This is a genomic window from Streptomyces sp. NPDC093801, assembly GCF_040701585.1.
Classification (GTDB): Bacteria; Actinomycetota; Actinomycetes; order Streptomycetales; family Streptomycetaceae; genus Streptomyces.
Map to the genome: position 1 here is coordinate 41,807 of NZ_JBFBDP010000029.1, position 26,966 is coordinate 68,772.

Consider the following 26,966-nt stretch of genomic DNA (forward strand, 5'->3'; position numbering starts at 1 on the left):
CGCGAGCGAGAGACGATGCACCTGTCCCTACCCGCTGCGCGTGCCCGTATGCACCGTGCGCGGCGTGCCCGCCGAGGATCGTCCGAAACCCAACCACCCGCGGGCGGGCCCGGCGGAGGGCTCAGCCCAGCCGCTTGCGCAGCTTCTCCGCGAGGTCGACCAGGCGGGCTCCGAGCTTGGCGCGGGCCTCGATGTTGCCGAGCAGGGCGAAGCCGCGGACGATCACGACCGGCGCCTGGGGGTCGGCGGTCGCGCCCTCGCCGCGCACCTCGAAGTTGCCGAGGACGCCGCTGCCGTAGCCGCGCAGGGTGACGTTCTCCGGGACCAGGATCTCGACGTTGCCGAGGACCGAGACCACGTTGAACTCGGTGACCTGCTGCTCGAATACGGCCTCGGTGAGGTCGATGCTGATGTCGCCCATGACGGAGACGGCGCGGGTGTGCGCGCCGGGACGCCAGCGGCCCTTGCGGGCGGAGCTGCTGCACACGGCCACCACCGACTCGACCGGGCCGATGCCCGGCGCCGCGGGGGCCGGGGCGGCGGACCGGTGCGCGGCGGCAGCGGCGGCGGCTCCGGCCGGCAGGTCCCGTACGAGCACCTCCAGCTCCCCCACCGTCTTGACCGCGTAGAGGGTGTCGAGGCGCTCGGAGTGCTCCTCGGCGGTCAGCCGGCCCTCGGCGAGGGCGTCGGAGAGGATCTGCGCGATCCGGTCCCGGTCGGCGTCGGAGGCGCGCAGCCCGCCGGCGTCCGGGGCGGCGGGCGCCCCGGGAGCGGGCGCGGGGGCAGGGGCGGCGGGGTGCTTTTCCAGGTCCACGCCCGTCAGCATAGCGAGACACGATAGATCGCGATACTGGTCGGTGAGCCCTACCTCACAGACGAGGCCGCGCCGGGAGGTTCTACGCTGGATAGCCGCGCTGCCAAATCGGGCGTCAGCGCTGTCTGCCGAGTGAGGATTGGCCACCATGCCGGAGTTCGCGTACACCGACCTGCTGCCCTTGGGCGAGGACACCACCCCCTACCGGCTGGTGACCTCCGAGGGCGTCTCGACCTTCGAGGCCGACGGGCGTACGTTCCTCAAGGTCGAGCCGGAGGCGCTGCGCAAGCTCGCCGAGGAGGCCATCCACGACATCCAGCACTTCCTGCGCCCCGCGCACCTGGCCCAGCTGCGCCGCATCATCGACGACCCGGAGGCGAGCGCGAACGACAAGTTCGTCGCCCTCGACCTGCTCAAGAACGCCAACATCGCGGCGGCCGGCGTGCTGCCGATGTGCCAGGACACGGGCACGGCGATCGTGATGGGCAAGCGCGGCCAGAACGTCCTCACCGAGGGCGGCGACGAGGCGGCCCTCTCCCGCGGCATCTACGACGCCTACACCCGCCTGAACCTGCGCTACTCGCAGATGGCCCCCCTGACCATGTGGGAGGAGAAGAACACCGGCTCGAACCTGCCCGCGCAGATCGAGCTCTACGCGACCGACGGCGGCGCGTACAAGTTCCTCTTCATGGCCAAGGGCGGCGGCTCGGCCAACAAGTCCTTCCTCTACCAGGAGACCAAGGCGGTCCTCAACGAGGCCTCCATGATGAAGTTCCTGGAGGAGAAGATCCGCTCGCTCGGCACGGCCGCCTGCCCGCCGTACCACCTGGCGATCGTCGTCGGCGGCACCTCCGCCGAGCACGCGCTCAAAACCGCCAAGTACGCCTCCGCCCACTACCTGGACGAGCTCCCCCGCGAGGGCTCCGCGCTCGGCCACGGCTTCCGCGACGAGGCCCTGGAGCAGCAGGTCTTCGAGCTGACCCAGAAGATCGGCATCGGCGCCCAGTTCGGCGGCAAGTACTTCTGCCACGACGTCCGCGTCGTCCGCCTCCCGCGCCACGGCGCCTCCCTCCCGGTCGCCATCGCCGTCTCCTGCTCCGCCGACCGCCAGGCCGTCGCGAAGATCACCGCCGAGGGCGTCTTCCTGGAGCAGCTGGAGACCGACCCGGCGCGCTTCCTGCCGGAGACCACGGACGAGCACCTGGACGAGACGGCCGACGTGGTCCGCATCGACCTGAACCAGCCGATGGACGACATCCTGGCGACGCTCACCAAGCACCCGGTCAAGACCCGCCTCAGCCTGACCGGACCCCTGGTCGTGGCCCGCGACATCGCGCACGCCAAGATCAAGGAGCGGCTGGACGCCGGCGAGGGCATGCCGCAGTACCTCAAGGACCACCCGGTGTACTACGCCGGCCCGGCCAAGACCCCCGAGGGCTACGCCTCCGGCTCCTTCGGCCCGACCACGGCCGGCCGCATGGACTCCTACGTCGAGCAGTTCCAGGCGGCGGGCGGCTCCAAGGTCATGCTGGCCAAGGGCAACCGCTCGCAGCAGGTGACCGACGCGTGCGGCGCGCACGGCGGCTTCTACCTGGGCTCCATCGGCGGCCCGGCGGCCCGCCTGGCGCAGGACTGCATCAAGAAGGTCGAGGTCCTGGAGTACGAGGAGCTCGGCATGGAGGCGGTCTGGAAGATCGAGGTCGAGGACTTCCCGGCGTTCATCGTCGTGGACGACAAGGGCAACGACTTCTTCCAGAACCCGGCCCCGGAACCCACCTTCACCCACATCCCGGTCCGCGGCCCGGGCCTGTAACACCGAGAGGGGCCCGCACCGGCAGGTGCGGGCCCCTCGTCGTCACTGCTCGCCGGCGGCCGGGGGCGGGTCGCTCTCCATCGCGGCGAGGGCCCGCTGCGAGGCCTCCAGCCCGATCTCGAGGATGTCCCGGCTGAAGTTCTCCGGCTCCTTCTCATAAAGGGCCCTGCCACGCTCGGAGGTGAAGCAGGAAGCCGGAACCGCGTCCTGCCCCTCCGGAATGAACTTGAGCACCTCCTCCTCGGCGGCCAGCGCGGCCACCATCGCGCCCCGGTACTTGTGGCGCTCGGACCTCGGAGCATTGAGCGCCCCGAGCGAGGCCCAGCGACCGTATCGGAACGCGACGTCGGCGAACTCACCGGGATCGATGATCTCGGACGGCCTGTCCCCGCCGTAGGCAGGCGGAGGGGGCGGGATCTCCTCGTCCATCACGAAGGCGAAGCGCCTGTCCCGCCCACAGGCCCGGCACGTCCCCTCGTACACCGTCACGAGGTCCTCGCCGCGCTGCTCCAGATGGTGCCGACGCTCGAAGCCGCCACTGCCCCCGCACTCGCACGGGTGCAGGTCCATGTACAGGTGTGCTTCCAGGGAGGAACGGGCTTTCAACATCCCGTGATCGTAAGGTCCGTTGCACGGCCTGCGCCCCGGTCCGCCGTCCGGGTCCGTAGGCCGCTGTGGCGAGGGCCCCTCCCCCGTGCGGGGGAGGGGCCCTCACGCATGTCGGTCCGGCGGTAGACGTGCTGGTCAGGGGGTTCCGGCGAGGCTGTTCCCGTCAGCGGGACAGCCTCTTCGAAACCGGAGTCCACGATGAAGAACCGTACGCGCGCCCTCGCCCTGGCCGGATCGGCCGCCCTCGTCGCCACCCTGGTCGGGGCCGCCCCGGCCCCGGCCGCGCCCGCCGCGCCCAAGGTCGCCTCGGTGCACGGCGGCGGCACGGTCTCCTACCCGTACGTGCCGAAGGAGCACGACATCCGCTTCACCGTCGACGCGGAGCAGGTCCCCTGGAGCCGGCCGTTCCAGGGCGAGGGCGGGGATCAGGGCATGCCGGTCGACGCGCGCGGCACGGTGACGGTGTACCACGCCATGCCCGACCAGAACTTCACCGCTGTCGCCGAGGCGCGGGTGGACTGCCTGGTCACCGGAGGGAAGACGGCGGTGGTCACGGCGGTGGTGACCTCCTCGAACGTCGGCTGGGAGGGCAAGCGGATCGGGATCAGCGTCCAGGACGGGGAGCGCGGCGCCCCGGACCGGGTCGGCTTCTCCTGGGGCATCGCCAACGTGGACGTGAAGCCCGACGGGACGGCGGAGGCGCCCCGCGTGGGCACCTGCATGGCCCCGGCCCCCTTCACGGAGGTGGTCAAGGGCGGCTTCAAGGTCACCCCGGCGCCCCTGGCCCCCCGCCCCGCGAAGCCGTGACGGCGTCCTGGGCGTGACCGGCCCCGCGCCGGGTTAACGTCGGGGTCACAGGCCCGCACCTGGCCGTTCACCCCGGTTCGCAAGGATTCCCGCGTGGCAGCGACGACCCCCGCCCCCTCCCCCGAGACCACCCGCGCGATCCGCGTGGTCGCGCACCGGGGGGCATCCCACGAGCACCCCGAGCACACCATCGAGGCCTACCGGCAGGCCATCGCCGACGGGGCCGACGTCCTGGAGTGCGACGTCCGGCTCAGCGCCGACGGGCGGCTGGTGTGCGTGCACGACCGGACGGTGGAGCGGACCTCCGACGGGCGCGGGGTGGTCTCGGAGCTGACGTACGAGCAGCTGGCCGCGTTCGACTTCGGCGGCTGGAAGGGGGAGGCGCACCGGGGTGCGCGGGTGCTGCTCTTCGAGGACCTGCTCAAGGAGGCCCTGGCGGCGGACCGGCCGGTCGGGCTGGCCGTGGAGACCAAGCACCCCACCCGGGCCGGGGGCCGGCTGGAGGCCGAGCTCGTACGGGTGCTGAGGGAGCACGGGCTCGTGGACGGGTCCGACGGCCGTGTCGAGGTGATGAGCTTCTCCCGCACCGCGCTGACCCGGCTGCACCGGCTGGCGCCCGGGCTGCCCGCCGTCCACCTGATCGAGCGGCGGCTGCGCGCCCCGCGGCCGCCCTTCGCGGGGCATGCCGGTCCGGGGATCGACCTGGTGCGCAAGGACCCGGGGCTGGTGGGGCGGCTGAAGGCCAAGGGGCTGCGGGTGCGGGTGTGGACCGTGGACGAGCCCGCGGACGTGGAGCTGTGCGTCCGGCTCGGGGTGGAGACGATCATCACCAACCGGCCCCGCGAGGTGCGCGAACAGCTCGAAGCGCTCTGAGCGGGGCTCCAGGACACCGGGTACACGGGGCGCGGGGCCTGCCGGGGGCCACGGACGCGTGTGCGGACCGTGCGGTTGCGGACCGTCGAACACCCGGCCGGGAAGTCCGGCCGGGTGTGGGGGTTCTGGTGGTGCGGGGCCCCGGCTACGCGAAGCGCTGGTTGGCCGAGCCGTTGCAGGCCTGCAGGCGCAGCTGTTCGTGGGCTGCGGCGACGGTCAGGCACATGCCGGGGGCGGCGGCGGGGCGCAGGGTGGCTCCGTCCCGGACGAACCGCTGGTTGGCGCCGCCGTGGCAGTTCCAGAGGATCAGGCCGGTGCCGGCCCCGTAGGCGCCGCCGGTGACGTCGAGGCAGCGGTCCTGGCTCAGTCCGGCGTGGAGGGACTTGTTCACGGGGTCGTACCACCAGTCCTGGTTGCGGCCGCCGTGGCAGTCCCAGCCGACCACCTTGGTGTTGTTCGCGCTGGAGCCGCCGAAGGAGTCGAGGCAGTTGCCGGTGGCCTCGTTCTTCAGGGGCTCGTAGAGGTCGTCCCAGGCCCCGGCCTGGAGGACGGGGGTGCCGGTGCTGGCGGGGTCGGCGCAGGAGGCCTCGCGCAGCCCGGAGTCGTAGAGCTGGGTGAGGCAGGACGCGAAGGCGCCGTGGCCGCGGTAGTTGGGGTGGAAGGACTGGCGGGCGGTGTTCTCGTCCCAGGGGAAGTGGTCCCCGAGGTCGAGGTAGAGGCCGCGGGCCCAGGTGTCCTCCATGCAGACCTCGTGGCCGTGGAAGAGCCGCGAGTTGTCCAGGTAGGTGGCGCCGGCGGCGAGGGCGGCGGCGCGCATGCCCTTCTCGAAGGCGGGGACGGCGTAGTTGCGGCCCCAGGCGGCGTCGGAGTCGTAGCCGGCGCAGCCCCCGGGGAGCTTGCCGGGGAAGTTCGGGTTGTCGTTGAAGTCGGGGCCGATGGGGCTGGGGTAGCCCATCACGACGAGCTTGTAGTCGGAGTCGGCGTAGCCGGCGTCGCGCATGACCGTCTTGAGGTCGCCGATGGTGGCCTCGACCTTGGGGCGCAGACCGTCGACGCGGGCCTGCCAGCCGGGCCCGTACTTGGGTTCGCAGGTGCCCTGGCTGAGCACCCAGCGGGTGACGCAGTCGGTCATGACGGGGCCGAACTGGAGGTCGTCGTTGGCACCGGCGACCAGCAGCACCATCTTGATCTTCGTGTTGCGGGCCTTGACGGCCAGGTTGTCGCTCTGCACCAGCTCGTCGGCGTACTGCTTGCTGCCGCCGATGCGGATGTTGCCGGTGTAGCCGCCGGAGCAGGCGACGTTGAAGGTCAGGTCGGCCGGGATGCCGGTGCGGTGGATCGCGGAGTCCGGCGAGCGGTGGCACTGGTTGGCGGGGGTGTTGGTGGCGGGGTCGTAGTTCCCGACGCCCTCGCCGGAGATCTCGCTGTCGCCGAGGGAGATGAGCCCGGTCTTGCGCTCGGCGAGGGGGCGGATCGCCGGGTCCCCGTAGATCTTGGTGGCCTCGGCGGCGCGGATGGCTTCGAGTTCCGGTGAGAGGGGTGTGATCGAGCCGGATGCGGCGGGTGCCGCTTCGGCCACGGGGGTGATGGCGGTGGCGCCCCCGAGGGCGGCCGCGATCGCCGCGACCGCGGCGAATGTACATCTGAGCCTGGGTTTCGCATGAGAACGAGCCATGTACTGCCTCCCCGATAGCGGTGTTACCCCCGGTATTTACTGGCCGGTAGGGGAGATGGGAACAGTCCGAACAAGACAATTGCTCAACTTTCTGAGGAGGATGTGAAGATGACCGACGATCAGCAGGCAGCGGAGTTCCGGACCGAGCACGACTCCATGGGCGAGGTACGGGTGCCCGCGCACGCCAGATGGCGCGCCCAGACCCAGCGCGCCGTGGAGAACTTCCCGCTCTCCGGGCAGCGCCTCGAACGCGCCCACATCGCGGCCCTGGCCCGGATCAAGGCGGCCGCCGCCCTGGTCAACGCCGAGCTCGGGGTGCTGGACGGGGAGACCTCGGACGCCATCCGGTCCGCCGCCGCGGAGGTCGCCGAGGGCCGCTGGGACGAGCACTTCCCCGTCGACGTCTTCCAGACCGGCTCCGGGACCTCGTCCAACATGAACGCCAACGAGGTGATCGCCACCCTGGCCGGCGAGCGGCTCGGGCGCGAGGTCCACCCCAACGACCACGTCAACGCCTCGCAGAGCTCCAACGACGCCTTCCCGTCGTCCATCCACATCGCCGCCACCGCCGCCGTCGCCCACGACCTGGTCCCGGCCCTGCGCCACCTGGAGCTGGCGCTGGAGCGCAAGGCCGCCGAGTTCGCCGAGGTGGTCAAGTCCGGGCGCACGCACCTGATGGACGCCACCCCGGTCACCCTGGGCCAGGAGTTCGGCGGGTACGCCGCCCAGGTCCGCTACGGGATCGAGCGCCTGCACGCCGTCCTGCCGAGGCTCGCCGAGCTGCCGCTGGGCGGTACCGCCGTCGGGACCGGGATCAACACCCCGCCCGGGTTCTCGGCGGCCGTGATCGCCGAGGTGGCGCGGGCCACCGGGCTGCCGCTGACCGAGGCCCGGGACCACTTCGAGGCGCAGGGGGCGCGGGACGCGCTGGTGGAGACCTCGGGCATGCTCCGCACGATCGCCGTCTCGCTCACCAAGATCTGCAACGATCTGCGCTGGATGGCCTCCGGACCGCGCACCGGATTGGCCGAAATCAATCTGCCGGACCTCCAGCCGGGGTCCTCGATCATGCCCGGGAAGGTCAATCCGGTCGTCCCCGAGGCCGTCTTGATGATCGCCGCTCAGGTGACGGGCAACGACACGGCGGTCGCCGTGGCGGGCGCGGCCGGCAACTTCGAGCTCAACGTGATGCTCCCGGTGATGGCCCGCAACCTCCTGGAGTCGATCCGCCTCCTGGCCAACGGGAGCCGCCTGCTGGCCGACCGCACCGTGGACGGGATCACCGCCAACGCCGAGCGGGCCAGGGAGTACGCCGAGTCCTCGCCCTCCGTGGTGACCCCGCTGAACCGCTACATCGGCTACGAGGAGGCGGCCAAGGTCGCCAAGCGCTCCCTCGCCGAGCGCAAGACCATCCGGGAGGTCGTCCTGGAGTCCGGCTACGTCGACCGGGGTGTGCTGACGCTCCAGCAGCTGGACGAGGCGCTGGACGTCCTGCGGATGACCCGCCCCTGACCGGTCCCCGGCCCTCCCCCGGCCCTCGCCCGCAGGGTCCGGATCCGGTCGTTCGCATCCCCCGCCCCCTCCGTGACCTGCACCGCAGCGTCCCGGAGGGGTGCCGCCCTAAGATCTGCGCATGACAGGTGATTTCACGCCCGGGAGCAGCCAGGCGCACCCCGCGGCGCCGGGCGCGGCCGGCGGCGTGCGCTGGGCGCCCGGCGACCGGATCCTCTGGCGCTACCGCGGCCACGAGCCCGGACTGGAGGGCCGGGTGCACATCGCCCGCCCCGTGACCGTGGTCCAGGACACCGACGAGCTGCTCGCGGTCTGGATGGCGCCTGGCACCGAATGCGTCAAGCCGGTGCTCGCCGACGGCACCTCCGTGCACGAGGAGCCCCTCGCCACCCGCTACACCGCCCCGCGCACCACCCAGCGGGCGCGCTGGTTCGGCACCGGGGTGCTCAAGCTCGCCCGGCCCGGGGAGCCCTGGTCCGTATGGCTGTTCTGGGACCGCGGCTGGGTGTTCAAGAACTGGTACGTGAACCTGGAGGAGCCGCAGACCCGCTGGTCCGGCGGGGTGGACTCGGTGGACCACTTCCTCGACATCGCCGTCCACCCGGACCGCGGCTGGAAGTGGCTGGACGAGGACGAGTTCGCACAGGCGCGGCGGATCGGGCTGATCGGCCCGGAACAGGCGCGGCGCGTGGAGGAGGCGGGCCGCGCGGCACTGGAGGTCGTCACGGCCTGGGGGCCTCCGTTCTGCGACGGCTGGGAGGACTGGAGGCCCGATCCGGCCTGGGAAGTTCCCCTTCTGCCCGAGGACTGGGACCGCACCCCGGCGCATATGACGTCATGAGACCCTTGATGCGCCCCCGGGGTTCAAACGTAGGATCGTCCTCCGCCGGTCGTACGCGGGGGGCCATCCCGGTGCCGCTCCCGTAAATGACCTGCGGCGACCGGGACTTGACCGGAGGTCGACGCGGAAGAAAGGTAACGAGCGGGACGCGGAACCCGGGGGTGGTGGTGCCCCCGCCGCTGAGCGGGTATACCGCGACTGACCGAGTTGAGTGCAGCGCACATCGAGCGCAAACGGACGGAATTCCACGCGTGACGGAGTACCCCACCTCCCAGGAGGGCCCGCAGCCCACCGTCGCCCCCGGCGGAGGTACGGACGAGCTCGGCCACGGCAAGGCCCCCATCGCGGCCGCCGAGGCCGTACGCACGCATGCCGACTTCCCGCGCCCGCGCGGCACCGCCGGCGAGGGCTCCTCGGGCCACGGCCCCGCGGACTCGGACCCCGAGGGCGCGCGGTCGCGTGACGGCGGGGCCGCGCGCAACGCGGGCCGGGCCGACGAGGCCGCCGCCGGGACGCAGACGCCGCCGGGACCGGGCGCGGGCGGCCCGGGCCACGGCGCCGCCGAAGCGGGCGCGGCCCGGCGCGAGGGCGACCGGCTGCGGTTCGTCGGCGCGGCCACGCGCCGCATCGCCCGCGGCATCGACCTCGACGAGATCGTGCTCGGCCTGTGCCGGGCGACCGTTCCCACCTTCTCCGACGCGATCCTCGTCTACCTGCGCGACCCGCTGCCCGTCGGCGACGAACGGCCCGTCGGCCCGGTCGTTTTAAGGCTGCGCCGCACCGACCGGCTCCGGCCGATCGACGATCTGGGCCTGGCCGACGGCGGCGAGGCCGCCGGAGCCGCGGGGGGCGCCGGCGAACTCGACTTCAGCCAGCTGCCGCTGGTCGGCCCGCAGGGCGACCTGCCCGCGGCGGAGCTCTGCGAGATCCGGCCCGGCGGGGCCCTCGCCGAGGTGCTGCGCGGCGTACGGCCCGTGTTCGGGTCGGCCCCCGGCGCCCGTGACGCGCTGCCCGAACTGCTGGGCGCCGACCATCCGGTGCCGCGCGGCCAGCGGGCGATCCTCGCACCGCTGCGGGGCCGCCGCCGCGTGATCGGCGCGGCGGTGTTCCTGCGCAGCCCGGACCGCGACGCCTTCGAGCAGAACGACCTGCTCGTCGCCGCCCAGCTGGCCACGCACACCGCGCTCGGCATCGACAAGGCCGTCCTCTACGGCCGCGAGGCCTACATCGCCGACGAGCTCCAGCGCACGATGCTGCCCGACGGCCTGCCGCAGCCCACCGGCGTCCGGCTGGCCTCGCGCTACCTGCCCGCCGCCGAGACGGCCCGGGTGGGCGGCGACTGGTACGACGCCATACCGCTGCCCGGCAGCCGGGTCGCGCTGGTCGTCGGCGACGTCATGGGCCACTCCATGACCTCGGCCGCGATCATGGGCCAGCTGCGCACCACCGCGCAGACCCTGGCCCAGCTGGACCTGCCCCCGGCCGAGGTGCTGCACCACCTGGACGAGCAGGCCCAGCGGCTCGGCTCCGACCGGATGGCCACCTGCCTGTACGCGGTCTACGACCCGGTCTCGCACCGGATCACCATCGCCAACGCCGGCCACCCGCCGCCGGTCCTGCTGCACCTGGGCGGCCGCGCCGAGGTGCTGCGCGTCCCGCCGGGCGCCCCCATCGGGGTCGGCGGCGTCGACTTCGAGGCCGTGGAGCTGGACGCCCCGGCCGGGGCCACGCTGCTGCTGTACACCGACGGGCTGGTGGAGTCCCGGCTGCGTGACGTCTGGACGGGCATCGACCAGCTGCGCGAACGGCTCGCCACCACCGCGCAGCTGACCGGGCTGGACCACTCGCCGCCGTTGGAGGCCCTCTGCGACGACGTGCTGGACATGCTCGGCCCGGGTGACCGGGACGACGACATCGCGCTGCTCGCGGCCCGCTTCGAGGGGATCGCGCCCAGCGACGTGGCGTACTGGTTCCTGGACCCGGAGGAGACCGCTCCGGGCCGGGCCCGCCGGTTCGCCCGGCGGGCGCTGGCCCGCTGGGGGCTGGAGGAGCTGAGCGACTCGCTGGAGCTGCTGGTCAGCGAGGTGGTCACCAACGCCGTCCGGTACGCCGAGCGTCCCGTGACCCTGCGCCTGCTGCGTACGGACGTGCTGCGCTGCGAGGTCGGCGACGACTCCCCGCAGCTGCCGCGCCAGCGCCGGGCCCGGGAGACCGACGAGGGCGGGCGCGGCCTGTTCCTGGTCAACCGCATGGCGCGGCGCTGGGGCGCGACCCGGCTGAGCAGCGGCAAGGTGGTCTGGTTCGAGCTGTCCCTGCCGGGGGCGCACGACCGGCGCTGAGCCGGAGGGCCCGAAGGCCCGAGGGCCCGAGGGCCCCGAAGGTCCCGCGTACGGAAACACCGCCGCCCCGCAGCGTTCTCGCTGCGGGGCGGCGGTGTTCTCGTGCCTACTGCAACAGGTCCGGGCCGGGCGCCGGCGGCGTCGGCTTCTTCGTCGGCGGCTGCGGGTCGCCCGTCGGCGGGGTCGGGCCCTTCGTCGGCGGCGTCGGGCCCTTCGTCGGCGGGGTCGGGTCGGGCTTGCCGCTGCCGCTGCCGGAGGGGTCCGGGGTGCCCGTCGGGCGGGTGCCGGAGCTGGTCGGCGAGGGGCTGACGGAGCCGGAGGGACCGCTGGAGGGGACGGCGGTGCGGGTCGGGCCGACCGGGGTGCCCATCTTGGCGTCCGACAGGTCGAACTCGCCCGTGGTGACGCCCTTGAGCGCGGCCAGGGTGTAGGCCTGCCAGATCTGCGCGGGGAAGCTGGAACCGCCCGCACGGCCCTTGCCGGCCGTACCGGTCAGGGTGACCTGGCCGTGCGAGTTGGGGTCCTCGCCGAACATCGCGACGACGGTGACGAGCTCCGGGGTGTAGCCGGTGAACCAGGCGGCCACGTTGGACTCGGTGGTACCGGTCTTGCCCGCGGCCTGGTAGGCGTCGCTGCGCACGGCCTTGCCGGAGCCGTCCTGGACCACGCCGGTCAGGACCTTGGTGACGGTGTCGGCGGTCTCGCTCTTGAGGACCTGGGCACCGAAGGGGCTCGTCGGCTTGTAGTCGGCGCCCACGTGCTCGGCGCTCTTGACGATGGTCGGGGTGACCTTCTTGCCGTGGTTGCCGAAGGTGGCGTAGACGCCGGCCATCTCCACGGTGTTGGCGCTCATGGTGCCGAGCGACATGGCGGGCTTGTCGGCCGGCCAGCCCTCACGGTCCTTCATGCCGAGGGCGATGGCGGTCTTCTTCACCTCCTGCGGCTTGGCGTCCACGATCATCTGGGCGTACACCGAGTTCACGGAGGAGTTGGTGGCCTCCTGGACCGTGAGCATCGGGTCGCCGTAGTTGATGTCGTCCTGGTTCTGCGGGGCGAAGGGCGTGTCGCTGCCGACCACGGGGCGCTTGCTGGTGCCGTCGTAGAGGGCGTTCGGGGTGATCGGACGGCCGTCCTGGGTCTTCGCCCCGGTCTCCAGGGCGGTGGCCAGTACGACCGGCTTGAAGGTGGAGCCCGGCTGGTAGTCGGTGCGCAGGGCGTTGCTCTCGGCCTTCTCGGTCAGGCCCACGCCGCCGTACATGGCGACGATGTGCCCCGTCTTGGCGTCCACGGAGGTGGCGCCGGCCTGGACGCTCTGGTCCTGGGGGCGGTCCTTGACGTTCTTGCGGTCGAGCTTGGACTCCAGTTCCTCGTCGACGGCCTTCTCCAGCGCGGCCTGCTTCTTCTTGTCGATGTTGAGGGTGATCGTCCAGCCGCCGGCCGCGATGTCGGCCTCCTTGATGCCCTGGCGGCTCATCTCCGCCCTGGCGGCCTGCATCAGGTAGCCCTTCTGGCCGTCCATGCCGGGCTGCGGCTTGGGCTTGATGGGCTCCTGGAACTTCAGGGTGTCGCGCTTGGCCTTGTCGAGCTTGCCCATCTCGACCATGTTGTCGAGGACGGCGTTGAAGCGGATCAGGGCCAGCCTCTTGCCGTTGGGGCCCGCGGTGGCCCAGTCGTACTGGCTGGGGGCCTGGATGACGGCGGCCAGGTAGGCGCCCTGCTCCAGGGTCAGCTTGTTGGAGTCCACACCGTAGTAGGCCTGGGCCGCGGCCTGGATGCCGTAGGCGTTGCGGCCGTAGAAGTTGGTGTTCAGGTAGCCGGCGAGGATGTCGTCCTTCTCCATGCGCTGGTCGACCTTGAGGGAGATCACCAGCTCCCGGAGCTTGCGGGTGGCCGACTGGTCCTGGGTCAGGTAGTAGTTCTTGACGTACTGCTGGGTGATCGTCGAACCGCCGGCCGTGCCCTTGCCGCGCACGGTGTTGAAGACACCGCGCGCCACGCCCATGAAGTCGACGCCCCGGTCCTTGTAGAACGTCTTGTTCTCGATCGCGATGAACGCCGTCCGGACGTCCTCCGGGATCTTGTCGATCGAGACGATCTCGCGGTTCATCTTGCCCGTGCGGGCCATGACCGAGCCGTCGGCCCACTTGTAGGTGTTGCTCTGGAGGACCGCGGTCTTGTTCGGGTCGGTCGGCTCGTCCACCGAGAAGTAGAGGGCGACCGCGCCGGCTATGAGGAGCAGGATCCCGCCGAGGAAGGTCCCGAGGATCGTCTTCCAGGTGAAGAAGCGACGTATGCCGCCGCGCTTCTTCCCGGTCGGCTTGCCCGCGCGCCCGGCGGCACGGCCGGTCGGCGCCTTCCGCCCACCGCGCTGTTGCTGCGCCCGTCGCGCATCTGCTCGGCCCATCGCTCCCGCTCCGCTCGATTACCCCCCCGACGTCAGCTCAGAAAACTAACACCGCAGGCTGTGACAAAGGTTGACTAACCCTGATCAATACCGGTCAATTCGGACGTGAGAATCAGCACCCACTCCAATGGAACCGACGCCCACGATGCCGGAAGGGTTGCGGTCACCGCAAAAAGTGATATCACTTTGCTAGACGTTCTGGTCGGCCACGACCGGACGCGAGCGACCAAACGGGGGTAATCCATGACAGCCACGGTGACGGACGAACGACCGGTCGATGTACGGGAGTTCGTGGCGAACAGCGTCGGCGGCGGGCTCGCGCTGCTGTCGGGGCTGGTGGGGGCGGTGGCCGGGGCGGGCCTGATCGCCCTCGGCGCTTCGGCGGCCGCGACGGCGACGAAGGCGGCCCTGATCCCGCTCGGCATCCTGCTGGTGCTGGCCTCCCTGCTGGCCATGAGCGGGCTGAACACGGTGGCTCCGGGCGAGGCGCGCGTGGTCCAGCTCTTCGGGCGCTACCGGGGCACCATCCGCACGGACGGGCTGCGCTGGGTCAACCCCCTGACCTCGCGCGAGAGGATCTCCACCCGCGTCCGCAACCACGAGACGGCGGTCCTGAAGGTCAACGACGCCTACGGCAACCCGATCGAGCTGGCGGCGGTCGTGGTGTGGCGGGTCGCCGACACCGCGCGGGCGGTCTTCGAGGTCGAGGACTTCACGGAGTTCGTCGAGACGCAGACCGAGGCCGCCGTCCGGCACATCGCGATCGAGTACCCCTACGACGCCCACGACGAGGGCGGCCTGTCGCTGCGCGGCAACGCCGAGGAGATCACCGAGAAGCTCGCGGCCGAGCTGGCCCTGCGGGTCGATGCGGCGGGGGTGGAGATCATAGAGTCCCGGTTCACCCACCTCGCGTACGCTCCGGAGATCGCCTCCGCGATGCTCCAGCGCCAGCAGGCCGGTGCGGTCGTGGCGGCCCGCAAGCAGATCGTCGAGGGTGCGGTGGGCATGGTGGAGCTCGCCCTGACCCGGCTGGCCGAGGAGGAGATCGTGGACCTGGACCCGGAGCGCAAGGCCGCCATGGTCTCCAACCTGATGGTGGTCCTCTGCGGCGACCGCGCGGCCCAGCCGGTCGTCAACACGGGCACCCTCTACCAGTGACCCCCGTCGGCGGCCCCCGGCCCGAGGACGCGGACCCGGCGGGCGAGCCCAAGCCCGCCCGGGCCGGGCGGCAGGCGCGCAAGCAGGTGCTGCTGCGGCTCGACCCGCAGGTGTACGACGCCCTGGCGCGCTGGGCCGGCGAGGAGCTGCGCAGCGCGAACGCGCAGATCGAGTTCCTGCTCCGCCGGGCCCTGTCCGAGTCCGGCCGCCTCCCGGGCGGCGCCGCCCCGATCCCGCCCCGCGGCCGCCCCCGCACCAACCGGGACGCCTGACCGTCCCACCCCGGCTCCGGGCCCGGGCGCGACCCCGCGCCCGGGCCCCTTTACGTCCACCCTCGCCCCCACCTGCGGAAACGAATCGGCCCGAGATCTATACACCATGCGTATACACCCCGTGTATAGTCGCCGCCATGTCCATCGGCCACACCCTGCTCGGCCTCCTGGAGGCCGGCCCGCGCCACGGCTACGACCTCAAGCGCGCCTTCGACGAAACCTTCGGCCACGACCGGCCCCTCGCCTACGGGCAGGTCTACTCGACCATGTCCCGCCTCCTGAAGAACGGCCTCGTGGAGGTCGACGGGATCGAGAGCGGCGGCGGTCCCGACCGCAAGCGGTACGCCATCACCGACGCCGGGATCACCGACGTCGAGCACTGGCTCGCCGAACCCGAGAAGCCCGAGCCCTACCTCCAGTCCACGCTCTACACGAAGGTGGTCCTCGCGCTGCTCACCGGCCGCAGCGCGAACGGCCTGCTGGACACCCAGCGCGCCGAACACCTGCGCCTGATGCGCATCCTGACGCAGCGCAAGCGCAAGGGCGACCTCGCCGACCAGCTGGTCTGCGACCACGCCCTGTTCCACCTGGAGGCCGACCTGCGCTGGCTCGAACTCACCTCGGCCCGCCTGGACCAGCTCGCCCGGGAGGTGCGCCGATGACCCCGGCGGGATCCCTCCTCATAGGCACCGGCCTGCGCAAGGCGTACGGCACCGCCAAGGCCCTCGACGGCGCCGACTTCTCCATCCACCCCGGCGAGGTCGTCGCCGTCATGGGCCCCTCCGGCTCCGGCAAGTCCACGCTCCTGCACTGCCTCGCCGGGATCGTCGCGCCCGACTCCGGAACCGTCACCTACGACGGCCGCGACCTGACCGCGATGGGCGACGCCGAGCGCAGCGCCCTGCGCCGCAGCCAGTTCGGCTTCGTCTTCCAGTTCGGTCAGCTCGTCCCCGAGCTGACCTGCGTGGAGAACGTCGCCCTGCCGCTGCGCCTGGCCGGCGTCCGGCGCAGGGAGGCCGAGGCGACCGCCCTGGGCTGGATGGAGCGGCTCCAGGTCGAGGACATCGGCGCCCAGCGCCCCGGCGAGGTCAGCGGCGGCCAGGGCCAGCGCGTGGCCGTGGCCCGCGCCCTGGTCACCCGGCCCCGGGTGGTCTTCGCGGACGAGCCCACCGGCGCCCTGGACTCCCTCAACGGCGAACTGGTGATGCAGCTGCTCACCGAGGCCGCCCGGGCCGCGAGCGCCGCCGTCGTCCTGGTGACCCACGAGACGCGGGTGGCCGCCTATTCCGACCGGGAGATCGTCGTGCGCGACGGACGGTCGCGGGACATGGAGCACGCCCTGTGAACATCCTCCGGACCTGGGCCCGGGACCTCGCGCTCGGGGCCCGCTTCGCCTTCGGCGGCGGACGCCGGGGCTGGACCCGCACGCTGCTCACCGGCGTGGGCGTGGGCCTCGGCGTCGCACTGCTGCTGATCGGCACCGCCGTGCCGGGGGCGCTGACCGCCCGCCACGAGCGCGAGGACGCCCGCTCCCTCCTGGGCGCCACCACGGCCGACGCCCCCGGCCGGGGCACCCTGCTGGTCGCCCGCGTCGACCAGACGTACCAGCGGCAGGAGATCAGCGGCCTGATGCTGCGCGCGGAGGGCCCCGACGCGCCCGTCCCGCCGGGGCTGAAGTCCCTCCCGAAGGCCGGCGAGATGGCGGTCTCCCCCGCCCTGGAGAGGCTGCTGGCCTCCTCCGAGGGGGCGGAGCTGCGCGAGCGCCTCGGCGCCCGGATCACCGCGACCGTCGCCGACCGGGGCCTGACCGGCCCGGCCGAACTCCTCTTCTACCTGGGCGGCGACTCCCTCCGGAAGGGGGGACCGGGCGAGCACCGGGTCCAGCGGATCACCGCCTTCGCGGGGGATCCGGAGCCCCGGGACCCCGACCCGGTGCTGATGCTGCTGGTCGTCCTGGCCTTCGTGGCGCTGCTGGCGCCCGTCGCCGTCTTCATCGCCGCCGCCGTCCGCTTCGGCGGGGAGCGGCGCGACCAGCGGCTCGCCGCGCTGCGCCTGGTGGGCGCCGACGGCCGCACGGTCCGCCGGATCGCGGCCGGCGAGGCCCTGTCCGGGGCGCTGGTCGGGCTGGTGCTCGGCGCCGGCTTCTTCCTGGCCGGCCGCGGCCTCGTGGGATCCCTGTCCTTCCGGGAGCGCAGCGTCTTCCCGCAGGACCTGCACCCCTCGCCGTGGCTGCTCCTGCTCGTGGCGCTGGCCGTCCCGGCGGCCGCCGTGGCCGTCACCGTCCCCGCCCTGCGGCGGGTGGTCATCGAGCCGCTGGGCGTCGCACGGACGGCCGCGCCGCGCCGGCGCCGCGTCTGGTGGCGGCTGCTGCTGCCCCTGGCCGGGCTCGGCCTGCTCATCCCGCTGGGCAGGAGGAGCGAAGGGCACCGCGGGTTCGACCGGTGGCAGGCCGGCGGCGGCGTACTGCTGCTGCTGGTCGCCGTCACCGTCCTGCTGCCGTGGCTGCTGGAACGGGTCGTCGGCCGGCTCTCGGGCGGACCGGTCTCCTGGCAGCTGGCCGTCCGCCGGCTCCAGGTCGACAGCGGCGGCGCCGCGCGCATGGTCAACGGGATCGCGGTGGCGGTGGCCGGGGCCATCGCCCTCCAGATGGTCTTCACGGGCGTCGAAGAGGACTACGAGCGGCCCACCGGTCAGGACCCCGGCCGCGCGGCCGTGTCCGTCGTGATGCACATGGGCACCGAATCCCGCCTCGAAGCGCTCGCCGGGGAGCTCGCCGCGGCTCCGGGCGTCGTCCGCGCCGTCCCGCTGACCGACTTCCAGGCGGCGCGCAGCACACCGGCCGACGGCGAGACCATCCGCGGGACCGTCGGCACCTGCGACGCGCTGCGGGAGGTCGCCGACATCGGGGCCTGCGCCGAGGGCGACGCCTTCGTCCTGTCGGGCGGCGGCCTGTCCCCCACCGGTGAACCGCTGGCCCCCGCACCCGGCGAGCGGCTCTACGCGGGCAACATCACCTCGTACGGCGCCCGGGAACTGCCCGAGCAGAAGCCCGTCGAGTGGACCGTCCCCGCGGGCGCCCGCACGGTGCGGCCCGTCCCGGACCCGGCGGGCAACCTCCGCGAGGGACTGCTCGTCACCCCTTCGGCCGCCCCCCGCGACATGGGCAGCTGGCCGTCCGCCCAGGTCTACCTCCAGACCGACGGGTCCCGGCCCGACGCCCTCGACCGGATCCGCACCGCGGTGTTCAGGGCGGAGCCCCTCGCGACGGCGACGACCCTGAGCGGGAGTACGGAGGACACCTCGTACGCGACGATCCGGACCGGGCTCTTCTTCGGCGCCGCGGGTCTGCTGGCGCTCATCGGCACGAGCCTGCTGGTGTCGCAGCTGGAGCAGCTGCGCGAGCGGCGGCGCCTGCTGGCCGCGCTGGTCGCCTTCGGCACCCCGCGGGGCACACTGGGGCTGTCCGTGCTGTGGCAGACGGCCCTGCCGATCGCGCTCGGGCTGTCGCTGGCGACCGGTACGGGCCTCGCCCTCGGATCGGCCCTGCTGTGGGTCGCGGGCCGGCCGGTGCACGTGGACTGGGTCTCCGTGCTGTCCCTGGCCGGGGCCGGCGCGGGCGTGGTCGCCCTGGTCACCCTGCTGAGCCTGCCGCCCCTGCTGCGCCTGATGCGTCCGGACGGCCTGCGCACGGAGTGACCCCCGCACCCGTGCGGGGGGGGGGGCGACCCCACCCGTGCGGGCGCGGCCGCGCCCGCTCCCTCCGGGGCCCGCCGCTCAGTCGGTGGGCCACACCGGGAGCGGGCGCACCGCCTCGCGCAGGGCGCCCGCGATGGCCCGGAACTCCTCCTGGCGGGCGGTCCCGGTCCGCATGGCCAGCGCGATCCGCCGCGAGGGGGCCGGCTCGGCGAAGTACCCCGTGGCCAAGGCCTCGTTGCGGGCCGTCTCCAGCCGCAGCGCGGTGCGCGGCAGCAGCGTCACCCCGAGTCCGCCGGCGACCAGCTGGACCAGCGTGGAGAGCCCGGCGGCGGTGGTGGTGACGTCCGCGCCGGCGGTGCGCCCGGCCTCCCGGCAGATGTCCAGGGCCTGGTCGCGCAGGCAGTGCCCCTCGTCCAGCAACAGCAGCTGGAGCCCCCGCAGTTCCTCGCGCGGGATGTCCCTGCGGCCGGCCAGCGGGTGCTCGCGGGGGGCCAGCAGCACGAAGTCCTCGTCGAAGAGGGGCAGTTCGCTCACACCCGGCACGCCCAGCGGCACCGCGAGCAGCAGCAGGTCCAGGCGTCCGGCGGCCAGCCCCTCCAGCAGGGAGGCCGTCTGCTCCTCGTGGACCTGGAGGTCCATGCGCGGGTAGCGCCGGTGGAAGAGCCCGAGCACGGTCGGCAGCAGGTACGGGGCCACGGTCGGGATGACCCCGAGGCGCAGCACGCCGGTGAAGGGGGCCCGGACCGCCTCGGCCTCCTCCAGCAGCCCGCCCAGCGCGTCGAGCACGCCCCGCGCCCGGACCGCGATCCGCTCGCCCGCCGGGGAGAGCAGCACCTTGCGGGTGGTGCGCTCCAGCAGCTGCACCCCGAGGGCCTCCTCCAGCGCGGAGACGGCCCCGGAGAGCGCGGGCTGGCTCATCCCGATCGCCGCGGCGGCGTCCCGGAAGTGCAGGTGCTCCGCGACCGCCGCGAAGGCGCGCAGCTGCGCCAGCGTCGGCTGCTTCTGTCCTCTACTACTCACAGCCACTGATAGGTACCTCCGATCACCCACCACAAGACTAGCTATTTCCCTAATCAATGCAGCTGTGCCAGCATGTGAGATCAGTCCAACCCCCTCGGAAAGCCCCCAAAAGGGTCACTTTCCATTCCGCAAGGAGAGTTCGTGCTCACTGTCGGTGACAAGTTCCCCAGCTACGACCTGACCGCCTGCGTCTCGCTCGAAGCCGGCAAGGAGTTCGCGCAGATCGACCAGAAGACCTACGAGGGCAAGTGGCGCGTCGTCTTCTTCTGGCCTGCTGACTTCACCTTCGTGTGCCCCACCGAGATCGCCGCGTTCGGCAAGCTGAACGACGAGTTCCTCGACCGCGACGCCCAGATCCTCGGCGTCTCCGGCGACTCCGAGTACGTCCACCACGCCTGGCGCAAGGACCACGCCGACCTGCGCGACCTGCCCTTCCCGATGCTGGCCGACTCCAAGCACGAGCTGATGCAGGCCTGCGGCATCCAGGGCGAGGACGGCTTCGCGCAGCGCGCCGTGTTCGTCGTGGACCCGAACAACGAGATCCAGTTCTCGATGGTGACCGCCGGTTCCGTGGGCCGTAACCCCAAGGAGGTCCTGCGGGTCCTCGACGCCCTGCAGACCGACGAGCTGTGCCCCTGCAACTGGAACAAGGGCGACGACACCCTGAACGCCGGCGCCCTGCTGGCCGGTGAGTGACGGATGTCCCTCGACACCCTCAAGTCCGCCATACCGGACTTCGCCAAGGACCTGAAGCTGAACCTCGGCTCGGTCATCGGCAACCAGGACACCCTCACCCAGCAGCAGCTGTGGGGCACCGTCCTGTCCTGCGCGATCGCCGCCCGCTCCCCGCGCGTCCTGCGTGAGCTGGAGCCCGAGGCGAAGGCCGCACTGTCCCCGGAGGCGTACGCCGCCGCCAAGTCCGCCGCCGCGGTCATGGCGATGAACAACGTCTTCTACCGGACCCGGCACCTGCTCTCCGACCCGGAGTACGGCACGCTGCGCGCGGGCCTGCGGATGAACGTCATCGGCAACCCGGGCGTGGAGAAGGTGGACTTCGAGCTCTGGTCGCTCGCGGTCTCCGCCATCAACGGCTGCGGCCAGTGCCTGGACTCGCACGAGCAGGTCCTGCGCAAGGCGGGCGTGGACCGCGAGACGGTCCAGGAGGCCTTCAAGATCGCCTCGGTGATCCAGGCCGTCGCCGTCACCCTCGACGCCGAAGCGGCCCTGGCCGCCGAGTAGTCGCCCGTACGGGTGGACCCCGTGCGCCCCTCCGCGCCCCCGCGGCCTTCCCGGCCGCGGGGGCGCGGTGCGTGCGCGGGGGCTACGTCCCGAGCCGGGCCATCAGGGCCCGCGCGTCCTCGACCATCGCCGCCTTGACGGCGTCCCCGTCGACGTCACTGGCGCCGCCGTCCCGGCGGCCCCACCAGTGGACGGTGACGGTGAAGACCGCCCCGCCGTCGAGCACCTGGAGCCGGGGCGCCTGCACCCCGCCCGAGAACAGCGCCCGCTCGCCCAGCCCGGACACCCGCTCGGCCTCGGTGGACGGCGAGCTCCCGAACGGGTCCAGCATCGGATCCGCGCCGAACTCCGTCTCGGGGTCGGCCTTCTTGTGCAGCTCGACCAGCACCTCGGCCTCATGGCTGAACTCCTGCTCGCCCCTGGCCCCGGCGGCGAAGCAGTACGACCAGTCCAGCGCGGGCCCCTCCCCATGGCTGGGCATGCCCACGCCCAGGCTGCCGAGGGCGGCACCGACCGCCTTCAGCGGGGTCTCCGTGCACAGCTGCTCGCTGTGCCGGTAGCGGATCGGGGGCCCGGCCACGACGTAACGTTCCTGCACGACCAGGGCGCCGGCGAACACCGCCGAGGCCGCGACCGCCCCGCCCAGCGCCCAGCGCCAGGGGGCCGCCCGTAAGGACCGGGCGGGCACGTCCCGCTCGGCGCTGCCGGCGGTGCCGGCGGGCACGTCCGCAGCCCACGCTCCTTCGAGCTCGGGCTCGCCGATCACTCCCCGCCCTCCCACGGGGACGACAGCGCCGCCGTGGAGCCGTGCGGTCCGGGACCGGCCGCGCCGGGGGTGAGGCGGCGTTCGCGGGAGTACGCGCGCAGGTAGACGACCACGGTGTTGGTGACGGCGACCAGCGGCACGGCAACCACCGCGCCCCCGATGCCGGCGATCATCCCGCCGGCCGCGACCGACAGCACCACGGCGAGCGGGTGGACCCGTACGGCCCGGCCCAGGATGAAGGGCTGGAGCACGTGCCCCTCGATCTGCTGTACGGCCAGGACCACGAGCAGCACCATCAGCGCGGTGAAGGGTCCCTGGGTCACCAGGGCCACGACCACCGCGAGGGCGCCGGAGACCACCGCGCCGACGAGCGGGATGAAGGCGAAGAGGAAGATGAACACGGCCAGCGGGACCGCCATCGGCACCTTGAGGAAGTACAGGCCGAGGCCGATGAAGACGGCGTCGATCAGCGCGACGAGGACCGTGCCGCGCACGTACGCGGTCAGCGTGCGCCAGGCCCGCGGACCGGCGCCGGCGACGCCGGGGCGGGCGGGGGACGGGACCAGGCCGAGCACCCAGTTCCAGATCTTCTGGCCGTCGTAGAGCAGGAACAGCGTCGAGAACATCGCGAGGAGCATGCCCGTGAGTACCTCGACGAGCACCGTCACGCCCTGGAGGCCGGCAGAGGTGATCTCCTCGGTGTTGGTGCCGATGGTCTCGCTGAGGTTCTTCGCGATGTCGTTGATCTGCTTCTCGGTCACGTGGAACGGACTGTCCAGTGCCCAGCTCTTGAGTTCGTTGATGCCCTCGCGCAGCCGGTTGGAGAGGTCGTCGAGGTTCTCCATGACCTGCCAGACCACGAACCAGCCGACCAGCCCGATGACGACGAAGCCGAGGATCGCGGTGACGGCGGTGGCCAGGCCGCGCGGCAGGCCGATCCGGCGCAGCCGGACCACGAACGGCTGGAGCAGGGCGGTGACGAGCAGGGCGGCGGCGAAGGCGAGGACGACCAGGCGGACCTCGCTGATCACCTTCATCAGCACCCAGACCATCCCGGCGAGCAGGAGCAGCCGCCAGCTGGCCTCGGCGGCGACGCGCACCCCCCACGGGATGACGGCCGCGGGGTCGGGCCGCACCGGCGGCGGGAGCTCCTCGAACGGGGCCGCGGCGGGGGCCTGCGCCTCGGAGTCCGGGACCGCCTGCGGCTCGACGTCGACCGAGGCCTCCGCCTCGACCTCCGCCCGCCGCTCGTCCAGGCGCGCCTCCATCCTGCTCAGCCCTCTGCCGAGCCGGCCGAGCCAGCCCGTCCTCTTCGCCATGTCGTTCCTTTCCCCCCGCCCTGCGGTCAGACCTCGCACGACCGTACACGCGCGGAACCCCACACCGTAGGACGGTGTGGGGTTCCCCGAGGTTGTGCGCGGGCGTCTCCGCCCGGCCTCTAGTACCAGCCGTTGGCCTGGTGGAAGCTCCAGGCGCTGCAGGGGCTGCCGTAGCGCTCGTTCATGTAGCCCAGGCCCCACTTGATCTGCGTGGCCGGGTTGGTACGCCAGTCCGAGCCGGCCGAGGCCATCTTCGAACCGGGGAGCGCCTGGACCAGGCCGTAGGCGCCCGAAGAGGAGTTCACGGCCTGGTAGTTCCAGGTCGATTCCTCGTTGATGATGTTGGAGAAGCACTGGAACTGGCCCGAGGGGACCAGCTGCCGGGCGATGTCCTTGACCTGGGCGATCGTGTAGGAGCCCTGGACCGGGAAGTCGCCGGCGTCGCGCGTGGCCGAGCGGCTGGCGATGCCCTCGGCGGCGTCGCGCTCGTCCTTGAGCTTCTTGGCGTCCGCGTCCTTCTTTTCCTGCTCCGCCTTCTCGGCGTCGGCCTTCTTGGACTTGGCGTCCTCGGCGGCCTGGATGCGGGCGGCCTCCTCCGCCGAGCGCTTGGCGTCGGCGTCGGCGGCGTGGGCGATGGCGTCGGCCTGCTGGGTCAGGGACCCGCTCTGGACCTGGGCCTGCTCGCCGACCGGAATGTCCTGGAGGAGCGTCGCTCCGGACGCGGTCGTCTCGAGGTCGTTCGAGGTGGCGGCATCGCCAGTGGCGACGCCGACGACTGCGCCGACGGTGGTGACCGCGGTGGCCGAAGCCACTGCGAACCCCCGGACCGAGATCCGGCTCACACGGTGTCCTTCCAGCAGCGTCCGCAGTGACCGCGCGGGCGCAAGAGTGCCCCTTCGACACTGGACTCCGTGGTGTTCTGGTCACTGGAGACACGGGCCCGTGGGCAACTCCCTTGCGGGGGCTGCCGCGTGAAACCGGGCGGCATACGGTCAACGGCTGTGGAGTTGTGGTGCTGCGCGCATCCCCAACTGGAGATACAGATGTGCCGTATGCGGGGCCTGACGGAAAACAGACTCTGCCGGACCTCGACGCCGCAAGGCAATTCCACGTTGCGTGGGAAACGTCACACCAGGCATGTCGCCGCTGATTTCGACAAAGACCTGTGCGGAAGGGCGCCGTCCGGCTAGGCTCCTGCACCTTTGCCGGACGGCGCCAACTCACCGTCCCGTTCTGGGGGATTTGACCCTTGCGGGCCCTCCTCGCACCCCCTGGGCGATCAGAGCGATTCGAGCATCTCCGTGACGAGCGCGGCGATCGGGGAGCGCTCGGAGCGGGTGAGCGTGACGTGGGCGAAGAGCGGATGCCCCTTCAGCTTCTCAACGACGGCGACCACTCCGTCGTACCGGCCGACCCGGAGATTGTCCCGCTGGGCCACGTCATGGGTCAGAACGACCCGCGAATTGGACCCGATACGGGACAGAACGGTCAGCAGGACGTTGCGTTCCAGGGACTGCGCCTCGTCCACGATGACGAAGGCGTCGTGGAGCGAGCGGCCGCGGATGTGCGTGAGCGGCAGGACCTCCAGCATCCCGCGGTTCAGCACCTCCTCGATGACCTCGCGCCCGGCCACCGACGAGAGGGTGTCGAACACCGCCTGCGCCCAGGGGCTCATCTTCTCGGAGGCGTCCCCGGGCAGGTAGCCGAGGTCCTGGCCGCCCACCGCGTACAGCGGCCGGAAGACCATCACCTTCTGGTGCTGGCGGCGCTCCAGGACCGCCTCCAGGCCCGCGCACAGCGCCAGCGCCGACTTGCCGGTGCCGGCCCGGCCGCCCATCGAGATGATGCCGATCTCCGGGTCGAGCAGGAGGTCCAGGGCGATGCGCTGTTCGGCGCTGCGGCCGTGCAGCCCGAAGGCGTCGCGGTCGCCCCGTACGAGCCTGACGTTGCCGTCGGCGGTGACCCGGCCCAGGGCCTTGCCGCGCTCGGACTGGAGGATCAGGCCGGTGTGCACCGGCAGTTCCGCCGCCTCCGGCACGTAGAGGCGCTCCTCGGAGTAGAGGAGGTCCACCTGCTCCCCGGAGAGGGCCAGCTCGCTCATGCCGGTCCAGCCGGCGTCGGTGATGGCGAGCTCCGCCCGGTACTCCTCGGCGAGCAGACCCACGGACGAGGCCTTGATGCGCAGCGGGAGGTCCTTGGAGACGACCGTGACGTCGTAGCCCTCGGCCTGGAGGTTGCGGGCGACCGCCAGGATGCGCGAGTCGTTGTCCCCCTGCCTGAATCCCGCCGGCAGGACGCCGGGGTCGGAGTGGTTGAGCTCGACGCGCAGGGTTCCGCCCAGATCGCCCAGCGGGATGGGGGCGTCGAGGCGGCCGTGGCGAACCCGGAAGTCGTCGAGCAGGCGCAGGGCCTGACGGGCGAAGTAGCCGAGCTCGGGATGGTGCCTCTTCGCCTCCAGCTCGGTGATCACCACGATCGGGAGCACGACCTCGTGCTCGTCGAAGCGGGAGATCGCGTTGGGGTCTGCCAGCAGGACGCTGGTGTCGAGGACGTAGGTCCGCCTGTCGGACAGGCGGCGCTTTGTGCTGGTCACCACGGAAGGACGTACCCCCTCGGAAGAGGTCGGGCCATGAAGACCGGACCGGTCAACGGCGCCTGTGCCAGGGCCGCTTTCCGGCCCTCCATTCCGTCCGTGCGAACCGCACGCTCGTCCTGGTGCAAAGGGCCTCCCGGGCGGACGGCCCTGTGCCGTCCGCTGAGACTCGACACCCGTGGATCGGGCGTCGACCTGCAAGGCTTATGCCCTTGAACGGGGGCGCCCATGCCATGGCATATGACGGACGCTCGGTGAACCCCAGGTGAAGGCCTGACGAGGGGGAAGGGTGGGACCGGAGGGGTTCCGAGGGGGTTTCGGCCGCCGGGGTCAGGTGCCGTAGCGCCGGTGGCGGGCCGCGTAGTCGCGCAGGGCGCGCAGGAAGTCGACCTTGCGGAAGGCCGGCCAGAACACCTCGCAGAAGTAGTACTCCGAGTGCGCGCTCTGCCAGAGCATGAACCCGGAGAGCCGCTGCTCGCCGCTGGTGCGGATCACCAGGTCGGGGTCGGGCTGGCCGCGCGTGTAGAGGTGCTCGGCGATGTGGTCGATGTCCAGGACCTCGGCGAGCTCCTCGAAGGAGGTGCCCTTCTCGGCGTGCTCCAGCAGCAGCGAGCGGACCGCGTCCGCGATCTCCTGGCGGCCGCCGTAGCCCACGGCGACGTTGACCAGTATCCCGCCGATGTCGTGCGTGGCCTGCTCGGCCTCCTTCAGCACGGTCTGCGTCCGGGACGGCAGGATGTCCAGGTTGCCGACGTGGTGGACGCGCCAGCGGCCGTCCTCGGCCAGGCCCCGGACGGTGTTCTCGATGATGTTGAGCAGCGGACGGAGCTCGGCCTCGGGCCGGTCCAGGTTGTCCGTGGAGAGCATCCACAGCGTGACGACCTCGACGTCCGTCTCGGTGCACCAGCCCAGCAGCTCGGAGATCTTGTCGGCGCCGGCCTGGTGGCCCTGCTCCGTCGTACCTCCGGACGCCTTGGCCCAGCGCCTGTTCCCGTCCAGGATGACGCCGATGTGCTTGGGCGACGCGTCATGGTCGAGGCGACCTTCCACCCGGCGTGCATAGAGCTTGTACACCAGGTCGCGCAGCTTCACGATCTTCCAGCCCCTCCGTGCAGTGCCCCCGTACGAATTGCGGTCTCCCCCGAGTCCCCGCCACATTACTGCGCGGTGGGATCGGGTACCCAACTCGGTAGGTCACAAGTCCGTGATAGCAAGG

23 protein-coding genes are annotated in these 26,966 nt (G+C 72.2%); 13 read left to right on the top strand and 10 right to left on the bottom strand.

The genetic code is table 11. The features are described 5' to 3' along the window. Positions 1-121 precede the first annotated feature (121 nt). The gene (locus tag AB0469_RS29770) at positions 122-814 is read right to left on the bottom strand and encodes a DUF1707 domain-containing protein (RefSeq protein WP_366454539.1); all 693 of its coding nucleotides are present in this window, start codon (positions 812-814) and stop codon (positions 122-124) included. Between the two features lie 148 nt (positions 815-962). On the opposite strand from AB0469_RS29770, the gene AB0469_RS29775 reads away from it, so the two are divergent. After that, positions 963-2,627: a fumarate hydratase gene (locus AB0469_RS29775; RefSeq protein WP_366454540.1), complete on the top strand. Its 1,665-nt coding sequence runs from the start codon at positions 963-965 to the stop codon at positions 2,625-2,627. A 42-nt stretch (positions 2,628-2,669) separates the two neighbouring features. On the opposite strand, the gene AB0469_RS29780 is transcribed toward AB0469_RS29775, so the two are convergent. Further along, positions 2,670-3,236, bottom strand: a complete 567-nt coding sequence (locus AB0469_RS29780; protein ID WP_366454541.1) for a hypothetical protein — start codon at positions 3,234-3,236, stop codon at positions 2,670-2,672. Positions 3,237-3,434: 198 nt separating this feature from the next. Between AB0469_RS29780 and AB0469_RS29785 the strand changes: the two genes are divergently transcribed. Together AB0469_RS29785 and AB0469_RS29790 are read left to right on the top strand one after the other, a co-directional pair. Then, entirely contained in the window at positions 3,435-4,043 is a 609-nt protein-coding gene (locus AB0469_RS29785; protein ID WP_366454542.1) for a hypothetical protein, read from the top strand. A gap of 93 nt (positions 4,044-4,136) precedes the next feature. Then, positions 4,137-4,916 (top strand): glycerophosphodiester phosphodiesterase family protein, encoded by a 780-nt coding sequence (locus tag AB0469_RS29790; protein ID WP_366454543.1) that lies wholly within the window; start codon positions 4,137-4,139, stop codon positions 4,914-4,916. A gap of 145 nt (positions 4,917-5,061) precedes the next feature. Here AB0469_RS29790 and AB0469_RS29795 read toward each other — a convergent pair whose 3' ends face one another. Continuing rightward, a complete protein-coding gene (locus tag AB0469_RS29795; RefSeq protein ID WP_366454544.1) occupies positions 5,062-6,591 on the bottom strand; it encodes a ricin-type beta-trefoil lectin domain protein in 1,530 nt (509 codons plus the stop codon). 108 nt (positions 6,592-6,699) lie between these two features. Between AB0469_RS29795 and AB0469_RS29800 the strand changes: the two genes are divergently transcribed. The 3 genes from AB0469_RS29800 (at position 6,700) to AB0469_RS29810 (ending at position 11,283) form a co-directional block, all read left to right on the top strand. Then, complete coding sequence (locus AB0469_RS29800; protein WP_366454545.1) at positions 6,700-8,103, top strand: class II fumarate hydratase; 1,404 nt, start codon at positions 6,700-6,702, stop codon at positions 8,101-8,103. Between the two features lie 121 nt (positions 8,104-8,224). Then, positions 8,225-8,944 (top strand): DUF402 domain-containing protein, encoded by a 720-nt coding sequence (locus AB0469_RS29805; RefSeq protein WP_366454546.1) that lies wholly within the window; start codon positions 8,225-8,227, stop codon positions 8,942-8,944. Between the two features lie 251 nt (positions 8,945-9,195). Continuing rightward, complete coding sequence (locus AB0469_RS29810) at positions 9,196-11,283, top strand: SpoIIE family protein phosphatase (protein ID WP_366454547.1); 2,088 nt, start codon at positions 9,196-9,198, stop codon at positions 11,281-11,283. A 106-nt stretch (positions 11,284-11,389) separates the two neighbouring features. Here AB0469_RS29810 and AB0469_RS29815 read toward each other — a convergent pair whose 3' ends face one another. Next, complete coding sequence (locus AB0469_RS29815; RefSeq protein ID WP_366454548.1) at positions 11,390-13,687, bottom strand: transglycosylase domain-containing protein; 2,298 nt, start codon at positions 13,685-13,687, stop codon at positions 11,390-11,392. A 243-nt stretch (positions 13,688-13,930) separates the two neighbouring features. On the opposite strand from AB0469_RS29815, the gene AB0469_RS29820 reads away from it, so the two are divergent. The 5 genes from AB0469_RS29820 to AB0469_RS29840 all read left to right on the top strand — a co-directional run bounded on the left by AB0469_RS29820 (position 13,931) and on the right by AB0469_RS29840 (position 18,813). Next, positions 13,931-14,845, top strand: a complete 915-nt coding sequence (locus AB0469_RS29820) for an SPFH domain-containing protein (protein WP_366454549.1) — start codon at positions 13,931-13,933, stop codon at positions 14,843-14,845. Next, positions 14,842-15,117, top strand: coding sequence for a hypothetical protein (locus AB0469_RS29825; protein WP_366454550.1), 276 nt, complete (start codon positions 14,842-14,844; stop codon positions 15,115-15,117). Before AB0469_RS29820 ends, AB0469_RS29825 begins: the two co-directional genes overlap by 4 nt. A gap of 137 nt (positions 15,118-15,254) precedes the next feature. After that, positions 15,255-15,779 carry a PadR family transcriptional regulator gene (locus AB0469_RS29830; protein WP_366454551.1) on the top strand — a complete coding sequence of 175 codons (525 nt, stop codon included), beginning with the start codon at positions 15,255-15,257 and terminating at the stop codon, positions 15,777-15,779. Further along, on the top strand, positions 15,776-16,462 hold the full coding sequence (locus AB0469_RS29835; RefSeq protein ID WP_366454552.1) for an ABC transporter ATP-binding protein: 687 nt from the start codon (positions 15,776-15,778) through the stop codon (positions 16,460-16,462). The genes AB0469_RS29830 and AB0469_RS29835 overlap by 4 nt, the downstream gene beginning before the upstream one ends. Then, on the top strand, positions 16,459-18,813 hold the full coding sequence (locus tag AB0469_RS29840) for an FtsX-like permease family protein (protein WP_366454553.1): 2,355 nt from the start codon (positions 16,459-16,461) through the stop codon (positions 18,811-18,813). Before AB0469_RS29835 ends, AB0469_RS29840 begins: the two co-directional genes overlap by 4 nt. Before the next feature lie 78 nt (positions 18,814-18,891). Here AB0469_RS29840 and AB0469_RS29845 read toward each other — a convergent pair whose 3' ends face one another. Next, positions 18,892-19,839 (bottom strand): hydrogen peroxide-inducible genes activator, encoded by a 948-nt coding sequence (locus AB0469_RS29845; protein WP_366454554.1) that lies wholly within the window; start codon positions 19,837-19,839, stop codon positions 18,892-18,894. A gap of 135 nt (positions 19,840-19,974) precedes the next feature. Between AB0469_RS29845 and AB0469_RS29850 the strand changes: the two genes are divergently transcribed. Beyond that, the gene (locus AB0469_RS29850; protein WP_366454555.1) at positions 19,975-20,529 is read left to right on the top strand and encodes a peroxiredoxin; all 555 of its coding nucleotides are present in this window, start codon (positions 19,975-19,977) and stop codon (positions 20,527-20,529) included. Positions 20,530-20,532: 3 nt separating this feature from the next. Continuing rightward, a complete protein-coding gene (locus AB0469_RS29855) occupies positions 20,533-21,072 on the top strand; it encodes an alkyl hydroperoxide reductase (RefSeq protein WP_366454556.1) in 540 nt (179 codons plus the stop codon). Between the two features lie 82 nt (positions 21,073-21,154). On the opposite strand, the gene AB0469_RS29860 is transcribed toward AB0469_RS29855, so the two are convergent. From AB0469_RS29860 to AB0469_RS29880, 5 genes are all read right to left on the bottom strand, one after another. Further along, positions 21,155-21,838 carry a hypothetical protein gene (locus AB0469_RS29860; RefSeq protein WP_366454557.1) on the bottom strand — a complete coding sequence of 228 codons (684 nt, stop codon included), beginning with the start codon at positions 21,836-21,838 and terminating at the stop codon, positions 21,155-21,157. Then, on the bottom strand, positions 21,835-23,157 hold the full coding sequence (locus tag AB0469_RS29865; RefSeq protein ID WP_366454558.1) for an AI-2E family transporter: 1,323 nt from the start codon (positions 23,155-23,157) through the stop codon (positions 21,835-21,837). The genes AB0469_RS29860 and AB0469_RS29865 overlap by 4 nt, the downstream gene beginning before the upstream one ends. A gap of 119 nt (positions 23,158-23,276) precedes the next feature. After that, entirely contained in the window at positions 23,277-23,999 is a 723-nt protein-coding gene (locus tag AB0469_RS29870; RefSeq protein WP_366454559.1) for a transglycosylase SLT domain-containing protein, read from the bottom strand. Between the two features lie 437 nt (positions 24,000-24,436). After that, a complete protein-coding gene (locus tag AB0469_RS29875) occupies positions 24,437-25,753 on the bottom strand; it encodes a PhoH family protein (RefSeq protein WP_366454560.1) in 1,317 nt (438 codons plus the stop codon). 327 nt (positions 25,754-26,080) lie between these two features. Continuing rightward, positions 26,081-26,842, bottom strand: a complete 762-nt coding sequence (locus tag AB0469_RS29880; protein ID WP_366454561.1) for an isoprenyl transferase — start codon at positions 26,840-26,842, stop codon at positions 26,081-26,083. Between the last annotated feature and the right edge of the window lie 124 nt (positions 26,843-26,966).

Coding starts and splice junctions, on each gene's coding strand:
- AB0469_RS29775 (WP_366454540.1), top strand. CDS start 963: ATGCCGGAGTTCGCGTACACCGACCTGCTGCCCTTGGGCGAGGACACC.
- AB0469_RS29780 (WP_366454541.1), bottom strand. CDS start 3,236: ATGTTGAAAGCCCGTTCCTCCCTGGAAGCACACCTGTACATGGACCTG.
- AB0469_RS29785 (WP_366454542.1), top strand. CDS start 3,435: ATGAAGAACCGTACGCGCGCCCTCGCCCTGGCCGGATCGGCCGCCCTC.
- AB0469_RS29795 (WP_366454544.1), bottom strand. CDS start 6,591: ATGGCTCGTTCTCATGCGAAACCCAGGCTCAGATGTACATTCGCCGCG.
- AB0469_RS29800 (WP_366454545.1), top strand. CDS start 6,700: ATGACCGACGATCAGCAGGCAGCGGAGTTCCGGACCGAGCACGACTCC.
- AB0469_RS29805 (WP_366454546.1), top strand. CDS start 8,225: ATGACAGGTGATTTCACGCCCGGGAGCAGCCAGGCGCACCCCGCGGCG.
- AB0469_RS29815 (WP_366454548.1), bottom strand. CDS start 13,687: ATGGGCCGAGCAGATGCGCGACGGGCGCAGCAACAGCGCGGTGGGCGG.
- AB0469_RS29820 (WP_366454549.1), top strand. CDS start 13,931: ATGACAGCCACGGTGACGGACGAACGACCGGTCGATGTACGGGAGTTC.
- AB0469_RS29830 (WP_366454551.1), top strand. CDS start 15,255: ATGTCCATCGGCCACACCCTGCTCGGCCTCCTGGAGGCCGGCCCGCGC.
- AB0469_RS29835 (WP_366454552.1), top strand. CDS start 15,776: ATGACCCCGGCGGGATCCCTCCTCATAGGCACCGGCCTGCGCAAGGCG.
- AB0469_RS29855 (WP_366454556.1), top strand. CDS start 20,533: ATGTCCCTCGACACCCTCAAGTCCGCCATACCGGACTTCGCCAAGGAC.
- AB0469_RS29865 (WP_366454558.1), bottom strand. CDS start 23,157: ATGGCGAAGAGGACGGGCTGGCTCGGCCGGCTCGGCAGAGGGCTGAGC.